Genomic DNA, 18,866 nt, shown 5'->3' on the forward strand with positions numbered 1-18,866 from the left:
GACATCAACGGAGATTTTCGATTAGAAGTTCATACTATATCCAGTCCCGAGCCACTATTTTGTCTTTAATCGAAGCCACTCTGACTCAGTAAGGCCAACCCGACTTAGCTCGCGAGCAAATTGTTCTGCCGCTCGTTGAGCATGTTTTGGCTTCAATTGAGCGATCCATTGATAACCCTGACCAACAGAGTGGTCAGTAAATTCAAGCTTGTTTGCGGTAACAAGCCCTTTACTTGGCTTGAATGTCAATGTGACGCAATTTTCAATCTCGGGTTTAAAGATCAAGTCGGTAAAGTCTTTGCCATTCCCCACTATATGTGTTGTTTTTTCTCCTTTTGCCACTGAGAGTAGGCAAAAAAGAAACGTTGATACTTTTGTTAACCGGACACTGTCACAGGTTGGCTGAAGGCAAATCAGGTAACGTTTATCTCCACCAGATTCTCGAATAATGGTACCCAGAGTTAAATGACGGCCATCTCCGTAGTATGTGCGCTGACTCATAAGAACTGACAATTCACGGAGATCAGAACCACTAGAGTCTTTGCTGAGATAGGATGTCAGCATCTTGAAAGATGGGGCATCTACGGAGGGCCATTTTGGAGTCTTCTCTTTTAAGGTCTTTATGGTTTTAGCTAGGTCAGATATATTTCCAGGAGTATAATTGTCAGCAATAGCCATTCCTTTTATGCAGAAATCCTTTGCAAACTCATGAATATCAATCCCCTCAGAAATAAATTGTTTTGCATGCCCGGATGGAATCCACTTTTCTTTACACCAGTTTTCGATTTTTGAATTATCAATTAATGGAGTTGGTAAGCTATCCTCAAGGACAGCTTCGATTTCGGCAACAAGCAGGGGTGTTATGTGGTCAAATGCTTCTTCATGTGGAAGGCTCAGCGCACGGTGGGTCAGAAAAGCTGCATCCAATCCTGAATGGAACTTGGTTAAAATTTTACGGCTCTGTTTCCTGATTGTTGCAAGACCCATCAGGATGCCGCCTTGTAACATTCCGTTTGTCAACTTGCAGAATTCGGCAATAGCCCTGTCTGCTAATTCAGATTCTCTCACTTCAAATGGTTTGAACTCATCAAGTCTTATCGCTGGTTTTCCCAGCACAACGACGCGGGCATTTAATGTATGAAAGGCAAGTCCTTTATCGGCATCTTTGTATTCAATTCCTTTAGGAATTTTAGCTATCAGCCTTTCGGAAACCCTGTCTGAAATGTCAAATAGGTTTGGATTGTCTGTATATATCAAAACAAGTCGTAACTGGTGAGGATCTTCTTCCAAGCTTTGAAGAACCAAATTTTCAATAAGAGTTTTGGCATTTTCGCCAGCATCTCCGTAAAGATCCCAATCAACAATTACAATATCTGCGGAAGCACACAACTTGTAGGTGTCAGATTCTATTCCGACTGATTTTCTTTTTATCGGTTGATGCAAGGAACAGACAATTCTTTTTTTGGCAAAGCTGGCTTGAATGTCGTGGGGAGAAAAAGTGGCTGTTTCTTCAAGCTTTTCGTTGTCATAAACTGCAAGGTCGATGGGTTTTTTCGCCACACTCTTTGTGGCAGGTTTTCTAACTTTGGGAGCAGAGACTTTCTTCTCCTCTATAACCGTTCCCTTGGGTGAGGGCGCGTAAATCTTGTCATCGACAAAAACTACAGTTTGCACAAAGTTTTCAACAGCATTTCGTGAAAAGCTATCCATTGTCGATGCTTTACTCATCCACTTCCCCCGGACATAAAATTTCAAAAGTAGTCCCGCGTTCTTTGCTTTCGATCTGCGCGACATTCAAATCCATGCCTTCTTTTCGCAGAGCTTTTTGGGAGATGAACAAGCCAAGCCCGCGTCCTCCCGGCTTACGTGAGAATCCCTGTTCAAATATCGCTTCTATATCCCTGTTATGAATACCTGGACCGTTGTTGCTTATGAGGTAGGTATTTCCCGAAAAATCCAAGGTAATAGTTCGCAGCCCTTGAATATCTTTAAGCCAGAATACTGCGTTATCAATTATGTTTACGAAAACAGGATATATTGTTGATGGAAATCCTGGGACCTCAGAGTCAATAAAGTCCGGTGTGACTATTAGTTCGATATCGTGCCTTTTGAATCGAACGCTGAATAATGTCCTGACATAATGGTTAATTTCGCTGCCTTTGATTATCGTCCGTTTCCGTTGCAGTCGGCGTTGTAACGGTGTGAATAAATTTAAATGCGCATCAAGGTGGTCGAAATTGGTTCTTATTTCTTGATAAAGAGGTACTAAGTCAGCATTTGTCCTTGCCCAAGAACCAAGCTCACGGAGTTTGAGCCGAATCCCTTTTATTGCAGCGACGAACTCATGGTTAATTATGGCAACAGCTAAACCCAATTGAACAAGTTCTGCATCGGTATCAGCTTGCTCCCTTAAATTTTGTAACTCTGTATCCATGGCTTCAACCATATCAAGGTGACCAGTATCTGCTTTTTGCTCCATGTTTTCAGCAATGCTTGTGAGCATTTCACGAACCCGTCCAAGCGATTCAGTGTTTCTTTGTCCAACCTCTTCAATACGAAACTCATACATTTGCCGAATTTCTTCAGCATGTTGCGGGGATATATCTACAAAGTCCTGCTCTGCGAAGTCTATCTCCACCTTTTTCACAATGTTTCTGAACTCCTGAATCGCGGTTCTGGCAGTATCAATTGCCACACGACGAGTATCGGTCGCTGCTTTCTCTAGCAAGCCGGCTTCTGATTTGACTTCTGACTCACGATTCTTTGCAACCTGATCAATCAAACTTTTCAAGCGACGGCGCTGATCAATATAGATACGTGCCTCTTCTGCCATTATGCCCAAAGTTCCTGCGACTTCCTTAGAGAAAGGCGAAAAAAGCTCAGTTTCCAGACGTTCTTGCTCACGTTGATATGCTGTCCAGTCTCGCTCAAGCTGTTTTGTGAGCCCTACGCCTCTTGGTTTAGCAATCTGATAACTGCGTCGAATTTCAGCTAAACGTCGATTTGCCTCGTTTTCAGCTTCAAGGAGTTCTTCCGCAGCTTCATCCTGATTTTTCATTTTGGATGCGGACTTCATGCGTGCATGAACTTGTAGACGTAAAGAATCTACTTCTGCTTCAGGAATCTTTTGAGAAACACTCTGGAAAAACGAATCCAGTGCTGCTGTCAGGCTTTTTCTTTTTGTGCCAACTTGTTTATCTCGCTTCTTGCGAGCGCTTTCCAATCGATCCAACTCAGCTTTTCTTTCGCGAAAGTACTCGCCAAAGTCAGCATCTTTCCTGAAAAAGTCCGCAGCCAACTGAACAAAAAGGTGCTCTAATATATCTTTAAGCTGCCGATATACCTTGTCTTTTTGAAATCCCTCACGACCCGCTTTTTCCTTCAACCGGCCATTCTCTTCTCGTGTTAGACACACTGCACCGTAAATGCGTCTGTAAGAAAAGAAGTAGTGAGTCATTCCTCTATTCCGTCTGGTTTCAATGTTTAGCCAGTCAAAATCTGTGGTACCGTAAGGTAGTATCCTGATCCCGTCGCGGTAGACGTAGATGCCTCCGATCTGATCGAGTTTGGTGTTGATTCTAACGTAGTCGTCCGGGTCAGCGTTACTTTCGCTTTTGTTGCCCTGGAGATAACCGAATTCTATGCTGAATGGGCCGCATAATGTTTCCTTCCCCGCGCCCCTATTCCATGAAATTACGTGATGCTCGTATTCTTTTTCGTAAACGCGGACGGTTCCTTTAAACTGGCCGTATTCGTTGATTTCCCCGCAAATGTATTGGTCAGCACATTCAAGATCATGTTTTGTAAAAAACTCTCCTTGCCCAATTAGATCCTCATGGACAGTATCTGAAGGCCAATAACGAAAGGTTGTTTCCATCGGTGATGACGTCTTTGTAGAAAACGTTGAGTTGCAAAATCCCAACAGGAGCTTAGAGAATTCTTTTGTTTGGGATTGCCGTTCCCGTTCTATTTCTGCCTTTATTTCTTCATTGGCCGGCGTAATTAAAAAATGAGTTCCGGCGCCATTCCCCCTTAAGGATAATCCTTCCAGAAAATCGTTTAAATCTTCAGGGTCGATTTGGACGTCATCCATTTCATCCAAAACAGTCGTGAAATCACAGTGCGGGTATTTTTTTTGAAGTAATTTCACAAGATGCAAATTTTGTTTAACTAAATCACGAACCTCTTTTGCGCTAGGTAAAGTCCCTCCAGGTATTGCAATAACCGGGAAGTCAAGATCGTCCAAGTTCAGAGATGGAATTTCAAAGAGGCCCCAGTGGATAAAGCACATTGATAAATCACTTAATCGACGACCTCTTTTTGCTCTTGTTAAAACTAGAACTTGGGAACCTAGTAGAGCTATGGCCAAGCGACCGATACCTTTTTCACCCATGATAGCCCGTTTGGGCTTATCTGCTGGTCTAAACGTCTCATTATGTGCTGCTGAATCGAGCTTACTTTCAGTACCCAGGACAAGCCAACGGTTTTCAAACTCGTCCCTGGTCATTCCGATTCCGTCATCACGAATGACGAGCAAGTTGTCTGATCGGAAGTAGTCAACTTCGACTTGATCTGCATAAGCATCATGGGCATTTTTGAAAAGTTCACTTATGGCAGTTGAAACATCAGCAATTTGCTGACGTCCAAGCATGTCAACCGCTCGGGCGCGAGTTTTAAATTTAGCCATTGATCGCCTCAACGTGCTTGATAAAATGATTTCCCATTACAAAGGCAAGATCAACAGGCACAGCATTCCCTATTTGTCTTGCCATGGAGTTTAGACTCCCGAAAAATTCAAAACCATCATCAAACCCTTGCAGGCGCGCAGCTTCTCTGACGCTTATGGCACGGTCTTGTTCTGGATGCCCGAATCTTCCGTTTGAATAACTGATGCAACGTGTTGTTAATCCAGTTGCCGGTTTTTTCCACCACAAGCGACCATAACAGTCCGTATGACCGGAATGCGTTGTACCGTCTTCATTTGTACGGGTATAGCACTCAGGTCGGAGCTCCCTCGGCCAATTATTCCGGCCGCCGCCATCATGAGCCGAAGCTTTAATCCTTTGCATGTTGATCTCCGACAACATGGCGGCACGGTGATTTAGCACACCCTCACCAGCATAACTTTCACCGGCAGCAATGACCGGAAGATCGGCTATTGCATCAAAGACGGTTTTATACTGAGTATTCTGGCCTTTACCATGGGTGGGCTCAGGAATAGATATTTCACCATGCTTGCTCGCCAATAGCACAAAACGCCGCCGTAATTGCGGTGCTCCATAATCTTGCGCGGCAACAACGCCACAGGAGAGTTTATAATTCATTTCTTCTAGAAGGTTTTTGAACGCGGGGAATGGACCATCATTATGTTTGGGTACTTTTTGCAAGCCGGGAACATTTTCCACAAATATAAAATCGGGCTGACACTCTTTTATGATAGCACCGAAATACGTTAGAAGATCCTTGCGCTCATCATTCTTACGGCTTTCTGTATTCTGTTTGGTAAATGGCTGACAGGGGGCACAACCACAGAAAAGTTTGTAACTATCCTCATGCTTGGCTAGTACATGCTGTAAATCGGAAACGGAAAGATCTTTGATGCTCTTATCGCAGAAAACGGTAGATGGAAAGTTTTTGGTAAAGGTGCTTTTTGCATCCTGATCAACATCAAGTGCAAAAGCGATATCCATACCGGCTTTCTGAAACCCCCTGCTTGTCCCGCCACAACCGCAGAAGAAGTCATAGACCGCTATGTTTATATTTCCATTGTTTTTTATCATTACTGTCCCATGCAAATATATGTATGTCTATGGTGATACTTTTGATAAATTTACTTTAGGCAATAAATTTCTTCGCATTATATTATTTTTTTTGAGCCAACTAAATTATCATAATAATTAATCAACAAAAAGCCGCCCGTCAGTAATGCACTGAAACAGACGGCTTAATGTTCAAAAGTATTTTGAAGGGCTTAGAGCCCATCGTCTTACTCCTCCATAAACGTATGAAATTACGCCAACTTAATACATCTTTTAGCCTCTAAAGTCAATTGATATGCAAAAGCAAAAATCAGATTCGACGTTGTCGAGGAAATAGCACAATGTCCGATCTGGACAGAGTGATGCAACAGGCTGATATAATGGCGATTTATAAATTTAATTGAGTTGACAAGCAAACTGAAGCTGGTCAAACTTAACGAGAAAATCCAATCGAAGTCAGACCGAAAATGAAAGGAGGGAGTGCGATGGGACAAAAATTCAAGGCGTTCATTATATCGGCTGTTGGAACCGTTCTCCCCTGTTTTCTTGCGGGGGCAATAGTTGGATTGTTCTTTTTTTCGTCATTTTGGTACTGGACACTTGGCATCTCATTTCTGGCGCTATGTTACACAATCCTTGACCGTGTTCACTTACGTCTCTATCTCGGATCGTTAAAAGGGCTTTCAGCTTGGCAGCTCCTAAAATATGGGTACGCTGCTCCAGAACTGCGACCAACAATGTCGGCTGCAGAATATGAGTGGTACATGAACTGGATAATTTATAGCACTCCGTTTCGACTGTTCCGTGATCGTCGAAGAAGAAAAGATCTTTCCTCCTTTCATCACTGGTGAGGCTGAATATACTCCCAAGCCCCCTTCAATTTTAATATTTCGTCTCGACTGATTTCAATGCAACCACGATAAGATGCAACAAGAGCATAGGGATCGGATTCGTAGAAGTGCACATTCGTGCCTTCTGCTTGCTCAAGGTGCTCAAGAGCCTCAACGGGTACAGGTATTTGAACACCCGAGACACGAAGTTCAACCCCGTATTCTGCCAGATCAAAAACCACGCTATCCATCTGTCCAGACGGTACATTCCCGTTTCCCATAATGGCAATGATCCCGTCAGAAACGAATAGTATCTTCTCAATCACACATTACCTCCTTGTGCCTCGTGGCTGTGGCCCACCGCCTTTTGGGAGTGGTGAGCTTTTACTCTGGTGTTGGAGAATTTTGCTGGTTCTTTGCATCTGCTGTTGTACATTTCGAGCTTGCTGCTCCGCGGTATGTGCTATCTCACGTTCCGCCGCGCTTGCAGCAGCATTTGCTGCTTCCTCTCGCTTTGTTACTGCAGCTTTATATGGGCCTACGGTCTTCGCAATATCCCCAACTATTCCAGCAGTCTCATGCAGTGCCCCCTGACCAACAGCTATAGTTGTAGCAGCTGTACCGGCATCAATCGATCGACCATCCTTGAACTCCTGTGATGCAGCGCTCCCAGCTAGATTCTGCCGCGATTCGACCCTTGTTCCGACCACCTGTGAATTCGAATAATCCGCCTTGACCCCGCCATCAGCTCGAACACTCCCGGTAATCCCACCACCAGATCTCGTACTGACCACCGCCGCCCCTTGCTGTGACGATTGAACAAACTGGTCTTCGGTGATCTCTGACCGATGCCCGGCAATCAGATTCCCGCTCTTGTCCATCTTGCCCTGCACCTGGGAGTAGTGCAGGTTGCCTTCCTTGTCCTTGGCATACATGAGGACGTTGCCGTCAAGCCCGTTGGAAAATGATCCGCCTACCACCTCAATCTTGCCGGTCTTATCGTTTTTAGCGTAATACCAGTCACCATTGACCATCATTTGCTTGCCGCCCGCCTGGATCATGTAGCTACCGGACTTCCGTGAGACATTCAGTGCCTGATTCTCGTAGCCAGTCTTGATAAAATCACCAACCGTTTTCCTCAGCCCCTTGTCATTGGTCGACACGTTCCGATCCAGACGCTCAATATCAGTTCCGGTCTTGCTCTGACCGAGATCGAATTTCTGCACCCGACCACCCTGATCAATGGCAAACGACGCAAGGTTGCCGTTCCGGTCATAGTCAGCCTTGTAGTCGAAGGCCTGACCGGACAACTTGGCGACATGGGCGGCTGCACTCTGGAATCCGGCAGAGCGAAGCTGCTTCTGCAGTTCAAGTGCTTGCCCCTTGTCACCTTTGGCAACGGTGCCGGAATCGGACGAATTGACGATCCCGCCATCCATGCCGACATTGACCGCACTCTTGCCGTCAGCTGTCGTGAAGTTGATATTCTGGCCCTCCATCGCCTTCTGCATCTCGGCAAAACCCCGTTCGGTCAGGTGACCGTCCTTGTACATCTCCGGATCGTTCCGGAGTTGAGGAGCAATCCTGCCAACCATCTGATCCGCTGCCGCGTGAACCAGTTGATTGCGGGCAATCCTCCCTGAAACATCATTGCTGGTGAGCTGCTGGTAGTTGTCATAACCGCCGCCGGCATAGATGCCCTGGATCTTGCCCCCGGTTTCTGTTGCTACGACATGGCCAGCTTCCATACCTGCGGCTACCGGGCCTCCCATTTGATCTGAGAGTCCGGTTACCTCTGAGGCATGTTTGCCCTGCTGGAACTGGGCATTCATCTGCATGAGTTGTCCGGAAGAGACCCCGTAGGTATCTGCGATCTTGTTCACCGCATCGGCATTGGCAAAATCCCCAAGGGCGGTAACCTCAGAACGCATGGCGTTGAACTCACGCCAGTTCCCATTGAAACCGAGAGACCTGGCTGCAGCGTAGGCTCCCATCTCTCCCTGCAGCTGCCCGACGTTCTTGTCCATGTTGGCGGTTAGGAACCCGGCGTAGTTTTCACCGGAACCAAAGACGTTGGCCAGGGCCCGGTCATTGGCGACTCCCATCGTGGCAAATGCCATAGTGTCGCCGCCATAGCTGCCTGAAACCACATCCTTGGTCGCAGCAGACTTGTCGAGTCCCAGCCGACCGTCAAATGATTTCAGTTCATACGACGATGACAGACCGCTTTCCCGCATAGCCCTGCCGCTGCCACCGAAGCCGATGGACCTGCCCAGTTCACTGTCAGCCGATATCCGGCTCGAAAACTCCATGCCGAAATCCCGGATCATGTCACTGGAAGCGGTCGTCTTACCGGACATACCGACCAATGACTGCGCCTGCCTGGCTTGAAAACTATGCTCATTGCTCCATGCCTGGGTCGGCATGGCCGTGACGTTGCGCTGCATGGCCGAAGCTCTGCCGGAAGGATCTTCCACTTCATGCACCGCCCGGTTACCCGCAGCCTGTACTTGACTGACCATCCCCCCGGCCATCATTGCCATGGCATGACCACCGAACTTGATCAGCATCCCGGTGATAACCGTTGCCAGCATCATTCCGCTCATCCGGAGTGTGCCGAACATGCCGAGAATCTTCACGGTCTGGTCAGGGAAGAAGTAGAGGGCATCCATGCCAAGCTTGTTCTGCCGCACCATCTCATAGGCCCGGTTGGCATAGTCCACGGCAAACTGGTGAACAATGGCATCGGTTACGCCCCAGGCGGTCAGCCAGATGAAGAAGCCGGCGATAATCCCGACAGCCTTGCCGATCAGCGGTGTGGGAATGAAGAGTGCCAGAAACGGCAGCAGACCGACGGCGATGGCAGTGAGTGCCGCCTTCAGGATCGGCAACCACTCGTTGGCCGACTTCATGGCACCGGAGGCATTGAGCAAGAACTGGTAGTTGGTGGCGCCGGCAGCGTTGCCGCTGCGGAAGATATCCTCCAAACGCTGGGAGACATAGGCTTGCTTCAGGAAATCGTCGATACTCGCCGCTCCAAGGCCGGTGCCGGAATTGACGTTGTTCAGCACTGTCTTGCACTGGACCATGGCGGCGGCATCGCTTACGTCATAGCCGAGATTGGCACAAACCGATTCGATGTTCTTCCCTAGATTTGCCGGAGTGAGCACCGCTTTGATGCTGGTCCAGGAGTCGGTACAGGTAAGCGCCTGCCCCTGCGGGTTGGCAGCATCATAGTAGACCGTCCAGATGGCGGGATTTACCGCCTTGTCCAGAGAGCCGACAAAATTGGTAGTCGTCTTACGCAGTTCATCCACGGTGAGTCCGGCATTGGGATTCATCAGCGCATAGGAGACGCAATCCTTGACGTAGCGCCGCATGGAGGCATCCAGATTGCTGTCAATGGCCGTCAAGGGAATGCTGGTGAGCTGGGCGAGCCCCAGGAATCCTTTACCGCCGGCCTGAGTCTGGTAATTCAGGGGATCTCCGGCAGTGGTGACGATATCCACCAGGCCCCGTTCGATCTTGTTCAGGATGCCGGCAACCGCCACCACGCCATCGGGGATGCCGCCAACCGCCTGGTTCTTGTTGAATACCGGATCGTAGACATGGATGGTCCCCTTGGGAACAACCAGGGCAAGATAGACCATGATGCCGATCATGGTCGGTACGATCCAGGTCATGACCGAACCGTTGGCGGTTCCAAGCGACTTGGCAAAGACTGTCACCCCGCCGAAGAAGAGCCCCGCAGTGATGACCACGAAATAAAGCGACTTGTAGGCATTGTCGCCAAAGATCAGCGCCAGCTTGCTGAAGGCATTCACCACCGCGTCGTGACCGCCCCAGACATAGAATTCCATGTCCAAGGCCAGGGCCATGGATGGAATCAACAGCAACAGTGCAGTGATGGCAATACTAGAAGTTGTCCGTATCGACATGCACAACTCCTGCGGCAATCAGTTTGCGGTTACGCTGCCAGGCGACCAGCATGGCAACAATCGGGATGATGATGAACACTGCCGTGGATACCAGTACGAAGTATGCGGAGATGAGAAAGATCCCCTTGAAACCCTGTACCCAGTAGTAGATCGAGGCGACCGTACTCGGCGAAGTCTTGGCGTAATAGAGCTTACCCACCGCCCACAAAACGTTCTTGTCAGTAAAGATCTTGAAATAGAGAAAGTGGAAGGCGATGAAAGCCAGTACCGCCTTGACGATGGCTCCGAAGACCATGCCGCCCAAGAGATTCAGTACCATCGCCCGGGTGTACTCACCGATGAAGCAGGTGGAGGCCTTGGCCATAAAGATGGCATAGCCCAGCGAAAAGCCGAGAGCCAGCAGGAAGGCACTGAACTTGTCGAAGAAGGTGGGTGATGAATCACCGAACATGGGGATGTACTGCTCAATCACGCCAATAGCCACGGGGGTCAGTAGCGCCGAGACGATCCCCGAGGCAAAGGAACTCCTGAATCCCACTTCCATGAATTCGAGCCGCTGCTTGGTGGTCAGGAAGCGGGCCTTGATCATGCAGCCTCCCAGTTCGTTGGCGAAGTTCTGATCGATGTAGGAGATTGCTTCGAGGAGCCCGCGCGGGTGGATCTCGTTGCTCTGGGGGACCGGCATTACATCCGGTGAGCTGTTGCTATCCTTCGACACTGCGTCCTCCTATCCCGTAAATGATCTGACCAGGTTCATGACCCCGCCGCCATAGGCGACAATAGCCGCCAGCAGCAGGCAGATGGCAGCCAGCGTCGGGTTTCGCTGTCTCACCCCGACCCAGAATGCCGAGACCACCAGGGCGACAAAGAAGAAGCGTCCCCAAAAGCCATAGAGGAGCGTGGCAAAGAGCTTCTGCCAGAAGCCGGTATATTCCGCTTGCCCCATGTAGTGCAGCGGGTTGAGTTTTTCGATGGGCACGGCAGCTCCAGTCAGAAGATCGGGTAGGCTTTCGCCAGGATGCGGCTCTTGTCGATAAAGCCGAAGTAACGGGAGTCGTAGCTGTCCTTATGTTGCCCCATGACAAACATGAATCCTATGGGCACAGTACCGTTGAAGGTAAAGTGTTGCAGCGGTTCCCCCTTCAGGGAAAAGTCCTTGGCCCGGACCAGGTACTCACCGTTGCAGAAGAACTTCTTCTCCGCGTCGACGGTGAGCCGATCCCCCTCATTGCAACCGAGGATCTTCATCACGTCATCCGATTTCTTAATCCCCATTCTGGCTGATAGCTCCTTGTGTCGGAACAGGACGTAATCCCCACGCACCACTTTGTCCGGGTACCGAATAAGCCAGTAGACCCGATGCGTGAGTGATGGCGTGAGGGTGACGCTGATCTTGTAGGGAAGCAGAGTCCCCGCCACGAGCAGGACTGTGATTGCCAGCCAGAGCCGCCAGTTTCGGAACTCAAGGTTTAACGGTTTCGGCATTGCGCACCACCGCGTCACCCATGATGACTACCCGGTTTTTAGGAATGGCCGTGATGACGGTCTCCAGTCGGTCGAAACTCCTTTTCAGCTCGTCGTCATTCAGTTTGCCGGCCAGGTAGTTGTCCCGTTGCTGGGCGATGTACCCTTTGAGGTCAACGGCCACGATCTTCTGGGCATACCAGCGGTCATAGCCAAAAATGGTGGCAAAAGATGCGCCAAAAGATACCGCCAAACAGAGCGCCACAATGGGAATGAGTCCCAGTGGCTGTTTTGGCTGCTCTTTTGGTGCCGTTGATGGTGCCGAAACAGCAACCTTGTTCTCAGGCTGTTCATGTGATGAGGTCGTCTCCATGTTGTTCACATCGTTCATTCGGTATGCTCTCTTTCCTGAATCAGTTCTTCCCGGTCGAAGCGGGGAGCAGGTCAGCCAGGGTGCGTGAGCCGGTTTCCCTCTGGATCTGTTCGAGCAGATATTCGAGGCTGGCATCGCCGTAGACGGTATGGTTCTCTGTAATGCTGGTGTTCTTGGAATCGCCTTCGCTCAGGGCAGCATCCTCAGCCTTGACGCCACGGGCATAGACAACTGCGGGCACCCGGTCGATGCCGTACCGTCTGAACAGCAGCGGATCGACAGCCAGGCTGGCCGGCAGCATCTTGCACTCGCCATCTGCAGGATTGCACGACGCATCACGTTGCAGCACCGATGCGATGAACCTGATGGTCGGCTGGATCTTCGTCATCCCCTCCACAAAACCACGCATGACCAGGGTAACGTTCGGGTCACGCAAACGAGCCACCGAAGCCGCATAGTTCCTGACTGTCTGCAACGGCATGGCCGATGAGATGAAGACGTAAACCCGTTCATCGCTGCCGAGCTTACCGTGAGCTTGAGCCTTGCTGTCCGGATAGAACCTGCCAGATGCATCACCGAAGAGTTCACCCGTTATCCGCTCCGTTTCGCTCTTCAGCCGACCCTGGAACTCCGGGGAACGGTAGTAGGCATTGAGCTGATCTGCCACCTGTTTCATCTCGTGCTCGGCGGAATTGGCCGGGATTTTGATGGTTCCGGTCATCCGGTTTGCACTGTCGAGCACCGCCGAAACCTCAGGAGTGCCCATTGGCTGAGGCTGCTGCTCATTCCAGAGCTTCCCACCAACAAAGACCTTCACCCGCTGCCGGTCGCCGTTGATGACAGCCCGGCCCGGTTTGCCGGCACAGGTTCCGATGACCTTCAGGTAGACGCTCTCTCCATCCTGGCGCTCCGTCTGGTAACAGGCGTCCGGCGTATCGATGAACAGCTGCCGGGTATTGTCTCCTCGAACAACTGCGGGAATGGCCAGGGCAGCCAGTATCAATTGAGCGCATAACCGACGCAACAGACCCTCCTTCGTGTCAGAGACCAGAGAAAATTGTCCGGTGAAGTATTGGCCGTGCCGAAGGGCGGGTTTTTTGCCGTTCCCCAGATGAGTGACGGTCTGCCGATGGGAATGCAGTCATTGCCTCGCACCGGCCGTGCTATCTGGAGACGATAGTTGCTCTTGACCAGGATCGGCGTCACGACCCCGGCGCTGGCGCACTGGTTGATGCCGGTATCATAGAGAAGCGTTTCCCGCCCGAGCTTGAACAGCATCCGGGCTGCCAGGCCGGCATTCACGTTCAGTGGGTTGTTTTCGATCATGCTGCCGGACAGGGGGTAGAACGAGCCCCAACTCCCCATGCACCAGAACAGTGGATCTATCGGCTGGGTCACGGTAGCGGCCACGCTGTCGGCAACACACGCCAGTTGCGAGACCGGGTTACCGAACAGAAGCGCCTCCGGGTTGATGATGAACGACAGGCTGTCGTCATTCCACATGGGATCGACTTCCGTCATATAGGCCAGGTCGAATGCCTTGTTCTCGGCGCAGGGGAAGTCCATGAAGAGGCGCAGAATCGACCAGGCCGGGAAATAGTAGTAATGGGCCTGCTGGAAAGCAAAGTCCGAATCGCCATACTCCTTGCTTCGATTCTCTCCGGAAGAATATCCTGGTTTCGGGTTATTCATGCCGGTCCCCATTACCGGAAAACAGTACGGGTCCTTGACCGTTTCGATCATGCGGGCATGCTCCCAGAACGCGGTGGAGACACCCATGATCAGTATTCCTTTGCTGTCCGGACAGGCGCAGACCGGCGACGTGATGTTGCCGGGAGCTGATTCGGCGCCGTTGCCGTAGGTAACACTGCCCATCTTCACCGGAAACATGCACTGCCAGCAGATGTCGGTCACCGGGTTGAGCACCTTTCCCTTGCAGGCCCCACCGGCGGCATGGACAACCGTTACGGACAGAAAAAGTATGACCATGGTGATGATCGAGATGTTATTCAGCTGGTTCGTCCTCATACCGCACCCTGAACTCTGACCCTTCGTCTGTGATGATGATTGCCGGTACCGTGCTGTCGGTCGGATACCGACCAATAGCCCCTTTGCCACCTTGAAGCTTTGCATTTGCCTGGGACTGTTCGGCTGAGATGTCGCCCCAGTCGAAAGAGCGGAAACGGTTCTGCATCGCCAGGACCTGGTCCATGATCTTTCCGTCGGCACTGAAGCTATCCATGACCCTGCGGGACAGGACGAACTGCTTGCCACGTTCTGTCGTTGCCGATTCCGACGCACCGCTGGTCAATGCCCGACCCGCCTTGGCTACCCAGTTGATCGGAGCAAGAATAGGAGCCGCCACGGTCGGCAGCCGGGTGGTTTCCTCAACAGTCGTCCAGGATTCGTGGGAGCAACCGGCGCCGAGTGCCAGGATGCCGGCCATGGCGAGACATCGAGCTAGCAGTGACTTCATGGATTCCCTTTCTTGGCATGCGATGATCTTGATGCTGCCTTTGCCTTGCCGACCGGCAGCGCCACTTCAGTTACCTCCATCAACCGTCCATTCTGTTTGATGACCGATGGCACGGCCTTCAGCTTGAGACGTTCGATGATCTTCCTGTCGGCATAGAACACCGGACGACTGACCCGCTTTGCCACGGCTCCGAAGCTTCCTTCCGTGAGCAGAAGCGTCACATCGAGCCGCTTGTCATACTCCGATGCGGCAAGCCACTTGACCTGTTCCGGATCATTGCCGTTAATGACCACCAGTGTTTTCGGGTAGGTCACATAATCGAGCGGGTTGAAGGTGTACCCCTTGGGGTAGAGAATCCCTCCCTTGCCGTCGGGAACGTCGATCTCGGTGGTATAGGTCATATCAACCGGGAAGATCCGGCCCAGTTTCGCTCGCGGCAGGTTCATCCTGTCCGGAGGCCCCTGGTAGTTTTCGACCTTCCGCTTGTCCAGGACCTTGTTCCAGTCCACCTGCCGGGACCGTTCCTCGATCTCGGCCAGGGCGTCCCGTTCCGAGATCCGGTACGTCATGCCGAAGGTACCGAGCACCTTGGCCTGCACCGACGTAGCGCCAATTACCATCGCAATCGCTGCCAGTCCTGACCGCCTGATCACTTCGGTGTCGCCTGGTACTTGTTCTGGATGTTCTGCATGATGGTCTCTTGCGATCCCTGGATTTTGGTGGCCAGATCCTTCTGCACGTCGTCAAAGTATTCCGAGAGATCGATCCGCGAAAAGTCCAGCGCCTGGAATTCATCGGGCGTAAAGCCACGGCAGTTCGGTTGTTCCGGCACCCCCCAGGCACCGTTCGGCTGGAAGGCATGCAGTTGCGGTCTCCCCTGTTCATGGATGATTCTTGCCATTTTCGAGTTGAAACAGCAGAAACTTTTCGCCTTCTGTACACATCCCACCAGTGCCCATTTCTTCTCACAATAGTCCCCCACGTAATGGCAGTCCTTGGCTGCGTTCTGCATTCCGGTCTGAATATCCCCCTGATCACAGCCGCTTCCCATCAGCACCTTCATGACCACCAGGATGACCACCGCGATGGCGATGGTAGCCGGGTTGAAGAGAGCCGCAGCATACGCCTGCAAGCCGGCGCCGACAGCTGATGCACCGGTGGCGCCGCTGGCCATGGTAGCGTAGGCGCCGGTTGCCGCTGCCCCTGAGAGGGTGGTTGTCGTGCCGGTTGCAGTGACCACGGTCATGGACGTCACTGCTCCGGTGGCGGTGGTCGATATGGCCGAAATCTGAGCTGCACCGGTCACCAAGGCGTTCCCGTAATAGGCGACCTGGCCTATCTCGTAGGCCATCTGGATGCCTTGTACCGCTGCCTGGATGCTGCCACCGGTATCCTCGGAGGCGACCTGGTCACTCTCGCAGCAGTTATTGATCATCCCGACCTTGAGCCCCGGTGGCCGGCAGCGTGAGGCCTTGCCATTGAAGATGTACAGCTGGCCGAGACACTGGCCATTGGGGTCACGAGGCCCGTCGTCCTGAAGCATTGATTCATCAAGGGTGGTGGTTATCTCCGCTCCCGGAGTTCCCGGATTGAAACAGGGGTTCGGGGAACACTGCATCTTGCTCTGATATTCCATGCAGGCGTACTGCGTCCCGAGTGGACAGGTATTGAACCCCTCAAAGCAGCTGTCCTTCTGCGTGTTATAGATCCCGGCCCCTGAACAGATCGGTACCGCCTCGCATTTGCCGATGGGCAGCGGCATGTAGGTCGTTCCTGCCGGGCAGTCGTGCTGGGTTTCGGAGAGACACTTGTCGAGTGTGGTCGAGTAAGCGGTGGTTGCTGCCCGAGAGAAACCGGGATCTTGCGGACAGGTTATCCCCTGGAGGCATTTGAAATCAGCCTGGCTCCAGTTGTACGTGCCGCAATTCCGGGTAAGTGAGGCCTGACAGACATTGAGGTTTGCGTCATAGGCGCCGTTGGCGCACACCGGGGCGGAATAACAGAGATTGGCGGCTGCATCGAGCGAATAGGCGCCGCAATCCCTGGTGGTGGTTGCCTCGCAGAGGTCTGTCGAACTGTTCAGCGTTCCATTGGGACAAGAAGGAGCGAGAATGCAGAGCCCTGAAGCGCTGTCGTATGTCCCCTGGCTACAGGTTGGTGAGTAGGTTATCCAACAGACATCCAGGCTGGGATCGAAATTGCCGCCGGTACACGTGGGATTGGTGGCAGACAGACACTGATTGCCATTGATGAGCGCCTGTCCGGGAGGGCAAATCATCTGGGGTGAGGACATCCCGAAAGATCCGGACAACATCCAGTCACTGGCCGGAGAACCGTCGCAATAACGATCCATGAAGTAGTAGCTGCAGTTGCCAACGCTGTCGCATTGCAGGGCTGACAGGGCGTAGCCGGTGCTGGTCAGCTCCGTTCTGGTAAGGAGGTCCAGAGGAGACTGGATCGTCATGGCGTCAGAGCCAAGACAGCAATAGTTCGCAACGACACTGACCTGGCCCTGGGGACCGCTGGGACAGGTAATGCTCACGTTGCAGCAGGAGTCGGCATACGATGTACAGAGAAATGATTGCGGGCTGCAGGACAAGACCTGTTGCGAGCTGGCGTTGGTAATGGCGTCACACTTGTTTGTGACAACGTTGTACGTTGTGCCTGTCGGGCATTCCGGAGTTTTTTCGCAACGTCCACGGGTGCTGTTGTAGCCGTAGCCGCTTGGGCAGGACGGTACGATGGGTTGAACGCAGAGATTGTATTGAGCATTGTAGCTGCCATAGGTGCAGATCGGCGCCCGCTGGCAGACACCGGTCTGGGCATTATAGGAATAACCGTTGGCAGTATCGCACACCGGCATCCAGGCTTTTTCACACCGGTCCTTTGCCGCCACGAACGTTCCGCCATCAGTGCAGGCTGCCGACTTGACGCAGCGGTCATAGGTGGGGCTTGCCGGGTTACCATCATAGGCGTAGCCGACGGGACAATCGTTTTGAACCAGTTTTTCGCACCGGTCAGTTGCTGGATTAAATGTGCCGTTTTCAGGACAGACAACAGCCTTGGTGCATTTATCGATACCTGCATCCCAGCTGTAAACGCTGCCGCATACGTTTTGAGCCGTTGCCTGGCACATGTCACGGGCTGGCTCCAGGGTTGAGCCCCCCGGACAGACCGGAGCGGTATAGGTCTCCACGCATTCAGTGGAGCCTACCGGACAGAATTGCCCTTGAGCCGTCTGAATGCAGTTAGCCACCTCGCCCGGATCAGCCGCATAGCCGTTATTGTTGAGATCCTGGCCGCACATGATGTTGCTGATGGCATTAGGGTCAGGCGGCGGAGGCGGAGGTGGCGGAGGTCGGGGGGGTGATCGTGCCGGGATCGACATAGGAAAGCGCACAATCGAGCTTGCCGGTAAATTCCACGATCTGGGAAGTACGTGCGCCATCAAGACCGCTGGTCCAGACACCGTCACTCCCCATGACAACTGCCTGCGGGTCCTGGCCGGTGTAAGCACCGGCAGCCGGCCAGTTCGTAAAGGATAGTCCCATACCGTCAAGAGTGGTAAATCCGCCAGGGCCGAATTCCTTCCAGGCGTCGATATAAGTGCTCTTCGCAGCAGATGACGCACCGAGATACGCACCGTAGCGCTTGAGTAAGAAGTCCAGCGTCTGCTGGCTGCCGATACTAACCGGCTTGGCAGCGCCGAACTGGCCCAAGGCAAGCATCCGCTTGAGCGAAGCCGTATCAGTACCGGTCATCAGGTATTCCCGGCTGATGTTGGCCGCAAAGTCGAAATAGCTGTCCGGAAGCGACTGACTGCCGCTGACGGCTGATTTGGCTATGGCGTAGGTCTTGCCGTTGTACTCGGTGAAGAACGACAGCGCGTCTATATAGCGGTAAGTGGTTCCCGTGGTGATTGTATCCTGGCAACTGACAACGGCCTGCGCCGTAGTGGTCACCCCGGAGAGGGAGAGCAGGAGAACAGAATAAAGCACTGAATAGGCAACACGGAATAGCATCAGG

Annotated in this window: 16 protein-coding genes; 1 reads left to right on the top strand and 15 read right to left on the bottom strand. The window is 52.0% G+C overall.

What is annotated here, in order from left to right; all coding sequences use genetic code 11:
• Positions 1–54: 54 nt before the first annotated feature.
• The 3 genes from OR1_RS03245 to OR1_RS03255 are packed head-to-tail and all read right to left on the bottom strand — an operon-like array spanning position 55 to position 5,780.
• Positions 55–1,728 carry a response regulator receiver domain gene (locus OR1_RS03245; RefSeq protein WP_041969906.1) on the bottom strand — a complete coding sequence of 558 codons (1,674 nt, stop codon included), beginning with the start codon at positions 1,726–1,728 and terminating at the stop codon, positions 55–57.
• Positions 1,721–4,687: an ATP-binding protein gene (locus OR1_RS03250; RefSeq protein WP_052440223.1), complete on the bottom strand. Its 2,967-nt coding sequence runs from the start codon at positions 4,685–4,687 to the stop codon at positions 1,721–1,723. The genes OR1_RS03245 and OR1_RS03250 overlap by 8 nt, the downstream gene beginning before the upstream one ends.
• Positions 4,680–5,780, bottom strand: coding sequence for a DNA cytosine methyltransferase (locus tag OR1_RS03255; RefSeq protein ID WP_041969909.1), 1,101 nt, complete (start codon positions 5,778–5,780; stop codon positions 4,680–4,682). The genes OR1_RS03250 and OR1_RS03255 overlap by 8 nt, the downstream gene beginning before the upstream one ends.
• A 464-nt stretch (positions 5,781–6,244) precedes the next feature.
• Here OR1_RS03255 and OR1_RS03260 point away from each other — a divergent pair, with 464 nt between their 5' ends.
• Positions 6,245–6,610, top strand: coding sequence for a hypothetical protein (locus tag OR1_RS03260; protein ID WP_041969910.1), 366 nt, complete (start codon positions 6,245–6,247; stop codon positions 6,608–6,610).
• Here the strand turns inward: OR1_RS03260 and OR1_RS03265 are convergent.
• From OR1_RS03265 to OR1_RS21920, 12 genes are read right to left on the bottom strand one after another with little or no spacing between them, the layout of a single operon-like run.
• Positions 6,601–6,915, bottom strand: coding sequence for a hypothetical protein (locus OR1_RS03265; RefSeq protein WP_041969911.1), 315 nt, complete (start codon positions 6,913–6,915; stop codon positions 6,601–6,603). The genes OR1_RS03260 and OR1_RS03265 overlap by 10 nt on opposite strands.
• A 3-nt stretch (positions 6,916–6,918) precedes the next feature.
• Positions 6,919–10,527, bottom strand: coding sequence for a conjugal transfer protein TraG N-terminal domain-containing protein (locus tag OR1_RS03270; protein WP_041969912.1), 3,609 nt, complete (start codon positions 10,525–10,527; stop codon positions 6,919–6,921).
• The gene (locus OR1_RS03275) at positions 10,505–11,245 is read right to left on the bottom strand and encodes a hypothetical protein (RefSeq protein WP_041969914.1); all 741 of its coding nucleotides are present in this window, start codon (positions 11,243–11,245) and stop codon (positions 10,505–10,507) included. The genes OR1_RS03270 and OR1_RS03275 overlap by 23 nt, the downstream gene beginning before the upstream one ends.
• A 9-nt stretch (positions 11,246–11,254) precedes the next feature.
• Positions 11,255–11,506: a hypothetical protein gene (locus OR1_RS03280; protein WP_041969915.1), complete on the bottom strand. Its 252-nt coding sequence runs from the start codon at positions 11,504–11,506 to the stop codon at positions 11,255–11,257.
• 11 nt (positions 11,507–11,517) lie between these two features.
• Entirely contained in the window at positions 11,518–12,012 is a 495-nt protein-coding gene (locus OR1_RS03285; protein WP_041969916.1) for a S26 family signal peptidase, read from the bottom strand.
• Positions 11,990–12,382, bottom strand: coding sequence for a hypothetical protein (locus tag OR1_RS03290; RefSeq protein WP_041969917.1), 393 nt, complete (start codon positions 12,380–12,382; stop codon positions 11,990–11,992). The genes OR1_RS03285 and OR1_RS03290 overlap by 23 nt, the downstream gene beginning before the upstream one ends.
• 22 nt (positions 12,383–12,404) lie before the next feature.
• Complete coding sequence (locus OR1_RS03295) at positions 12,405–13,388, bottom strand: type-F conjugative transfer system pilin assembly protein TrbC (RefSeq protein WP_041969918.1); 984 nt, start codon at positions 13,386–13,388, stop codon at positions 12,405–12,407.
• Positions 13,364–14,392 carry a TraU family protein gene (locus tag OR1_RS03300; protein ID WP_041969920.1) on the bottom strand — a complete coding sequence of 343 codons (1,029 nt, stop codon included), beginning with the start codon at positions 14,390–14,392 and terminating at the stop codon, positions 13,364–13,366. The genes OR1_RS03295 and OR1_RS03300 overlap by 25 nt, the downstream gene beginning before the upstream one ends.
• A complete protein-coding gene (locus tag OR1_RS03305) occupies positions 14,370–14,840 on the bottom strand; it encodes a hypothetical protein (protein WP_152609790.1) in 471 nt (156 codons plus the stop codon). The genes OR1_RS03300 and OR1_RS03305 overlap by 23 nt, the downstream gene beginning before the upstream one ends.
• Positions 14,837–15,493, bottom strand: a complete 657-nt coding sequence (locus OR1_RS03310; protein ID WP_041969922.1) for a hypothetical protein — start codon at positions 15,491–15,493, stop codon at positions 14,837–14,839. The genes OR1_RS03305 and OR1_RS03310 overlap by 4 nt, the downstream gene beginning before the upstream one ends.
• The gene (traN, locus tag OR1_RS20535; protein WP_052440224.1) at positions 15,490–18,147 is read right to left on the bottom strand and encodes a conjugal transfer protein TraN; all 2,658 of its coding nucleotides are present in this window, start codon (positions 18,145–18,147) and stop codon (positions 15,490–15,492) included. Before traN ends, OR1_RS03310 begins: the two co-directional genes overlap by 4 nt.
• A 22-nt stretch (positions 18,148–18,169) precedes the next feature.
• On the bottom strand, positions 18,170–18,862 hold the full coding sequence (locus tag OR1_RS21920; protein WP_041969924.1) for a hypothetical protein: 693 nt from the start codon (positions 18,860–18,862) through the stop codon (positions 18,170–18,172).
• Between the last annotated feature and the right edge of the window lie 4 nt (positions 18,863–18,866).

The organism is Geobacter sp. OR-1 (assembly GCF_000813145.1).
Classification (GTDB): Bacteria; Desulfobacterota; Desulfuromonadia; order Geobacterales; family DSM-12255; genus Geoanaerobacter.

What these genes read in the sequence shown, in the direction of transcription:
- OR1_RS03290 (WP_041969917.1), bottom strand. Translation starts at nt 12,382, where the DNA reads ATGAACGATGTGAACAACATGGAGACGACCTCATCACATGAACAGCCT.
- OR1_RS03305 (WP_152609790.1), bottom strand. Translation starts at nt 14,840, where the DNA reads ATGAAGTCACTGCTAGCTCGATGTCTCGCCATGGCCGGCATCCTGGCA.
- OR1_RS03255 (WP_041969909.1), bottom strand. Translation starts at nt 5,780, where the DNA reads ATGATAAAAAACAATGGAAATATAAACATAGCGGTCTATGACTTCTTC.
- traN (WP_052440224.1), bottom strand. Translation starts at nt 18,147, where the DNA reads ATGTGCGGCCAGGATCTCAACAATAACGGCTATGCGGCTGATCCGGGC.
- OR1_RS03245 (WP_041969906.1), bottom strand. Translation starts at nt 1,728, where the DNA reads ATGAGTAAAGCATCGACAATGGATAGCTTTTCACGAAATGCTGTTGAA.
- OR1_RS03300 (WP_041969920.1), bottom strand. Translation starts at nt 14,392, where the DNA reads ATGAGGACGAACCAGCTGAATAACATCTCGATCATCACCATGGTCATA.
- OR1_RS03260 (WP_041969910.1), top strand. Translation starts at nt 6,245, where the DNA reads ATGGGACAAAAATTCAAGGCGTTCATTATATCGGCTGTTGGAACCGTT.
- OR1_RS03250 (WP_052440223.1), bottom strand. Translation starts at nt 4,687, where the DNA reads ATGGCTAAATTTAAAACTCGCGCCCGAGCGGTTGACATGCTTGGACGT.
- OR1_RS21920 (WP_041969924.1), bottom strand. Translation starts at nt 18,862, where the DNA reads ATGCTATTCCGTGTTGCCTATTCAGTGCTTTATTCTGTTCTCCTGCTC.
- OR1_RS03285 (WP_041969916.1), bottom strand. Translation starts at nt 12,012, where the DNA reads ATGCCGAAACCGTTAAACCTTGAGTTCCGAAACTGGCGGCTCTGGCTG.
- OR1_RS03270 (WP_041969912.1), bottom strand. Translation starts at nt 10,527, where the DNA reads ATGTCGATACGGACAACTTCTAGTATTGCCATCACTGCACTGTTGCTG.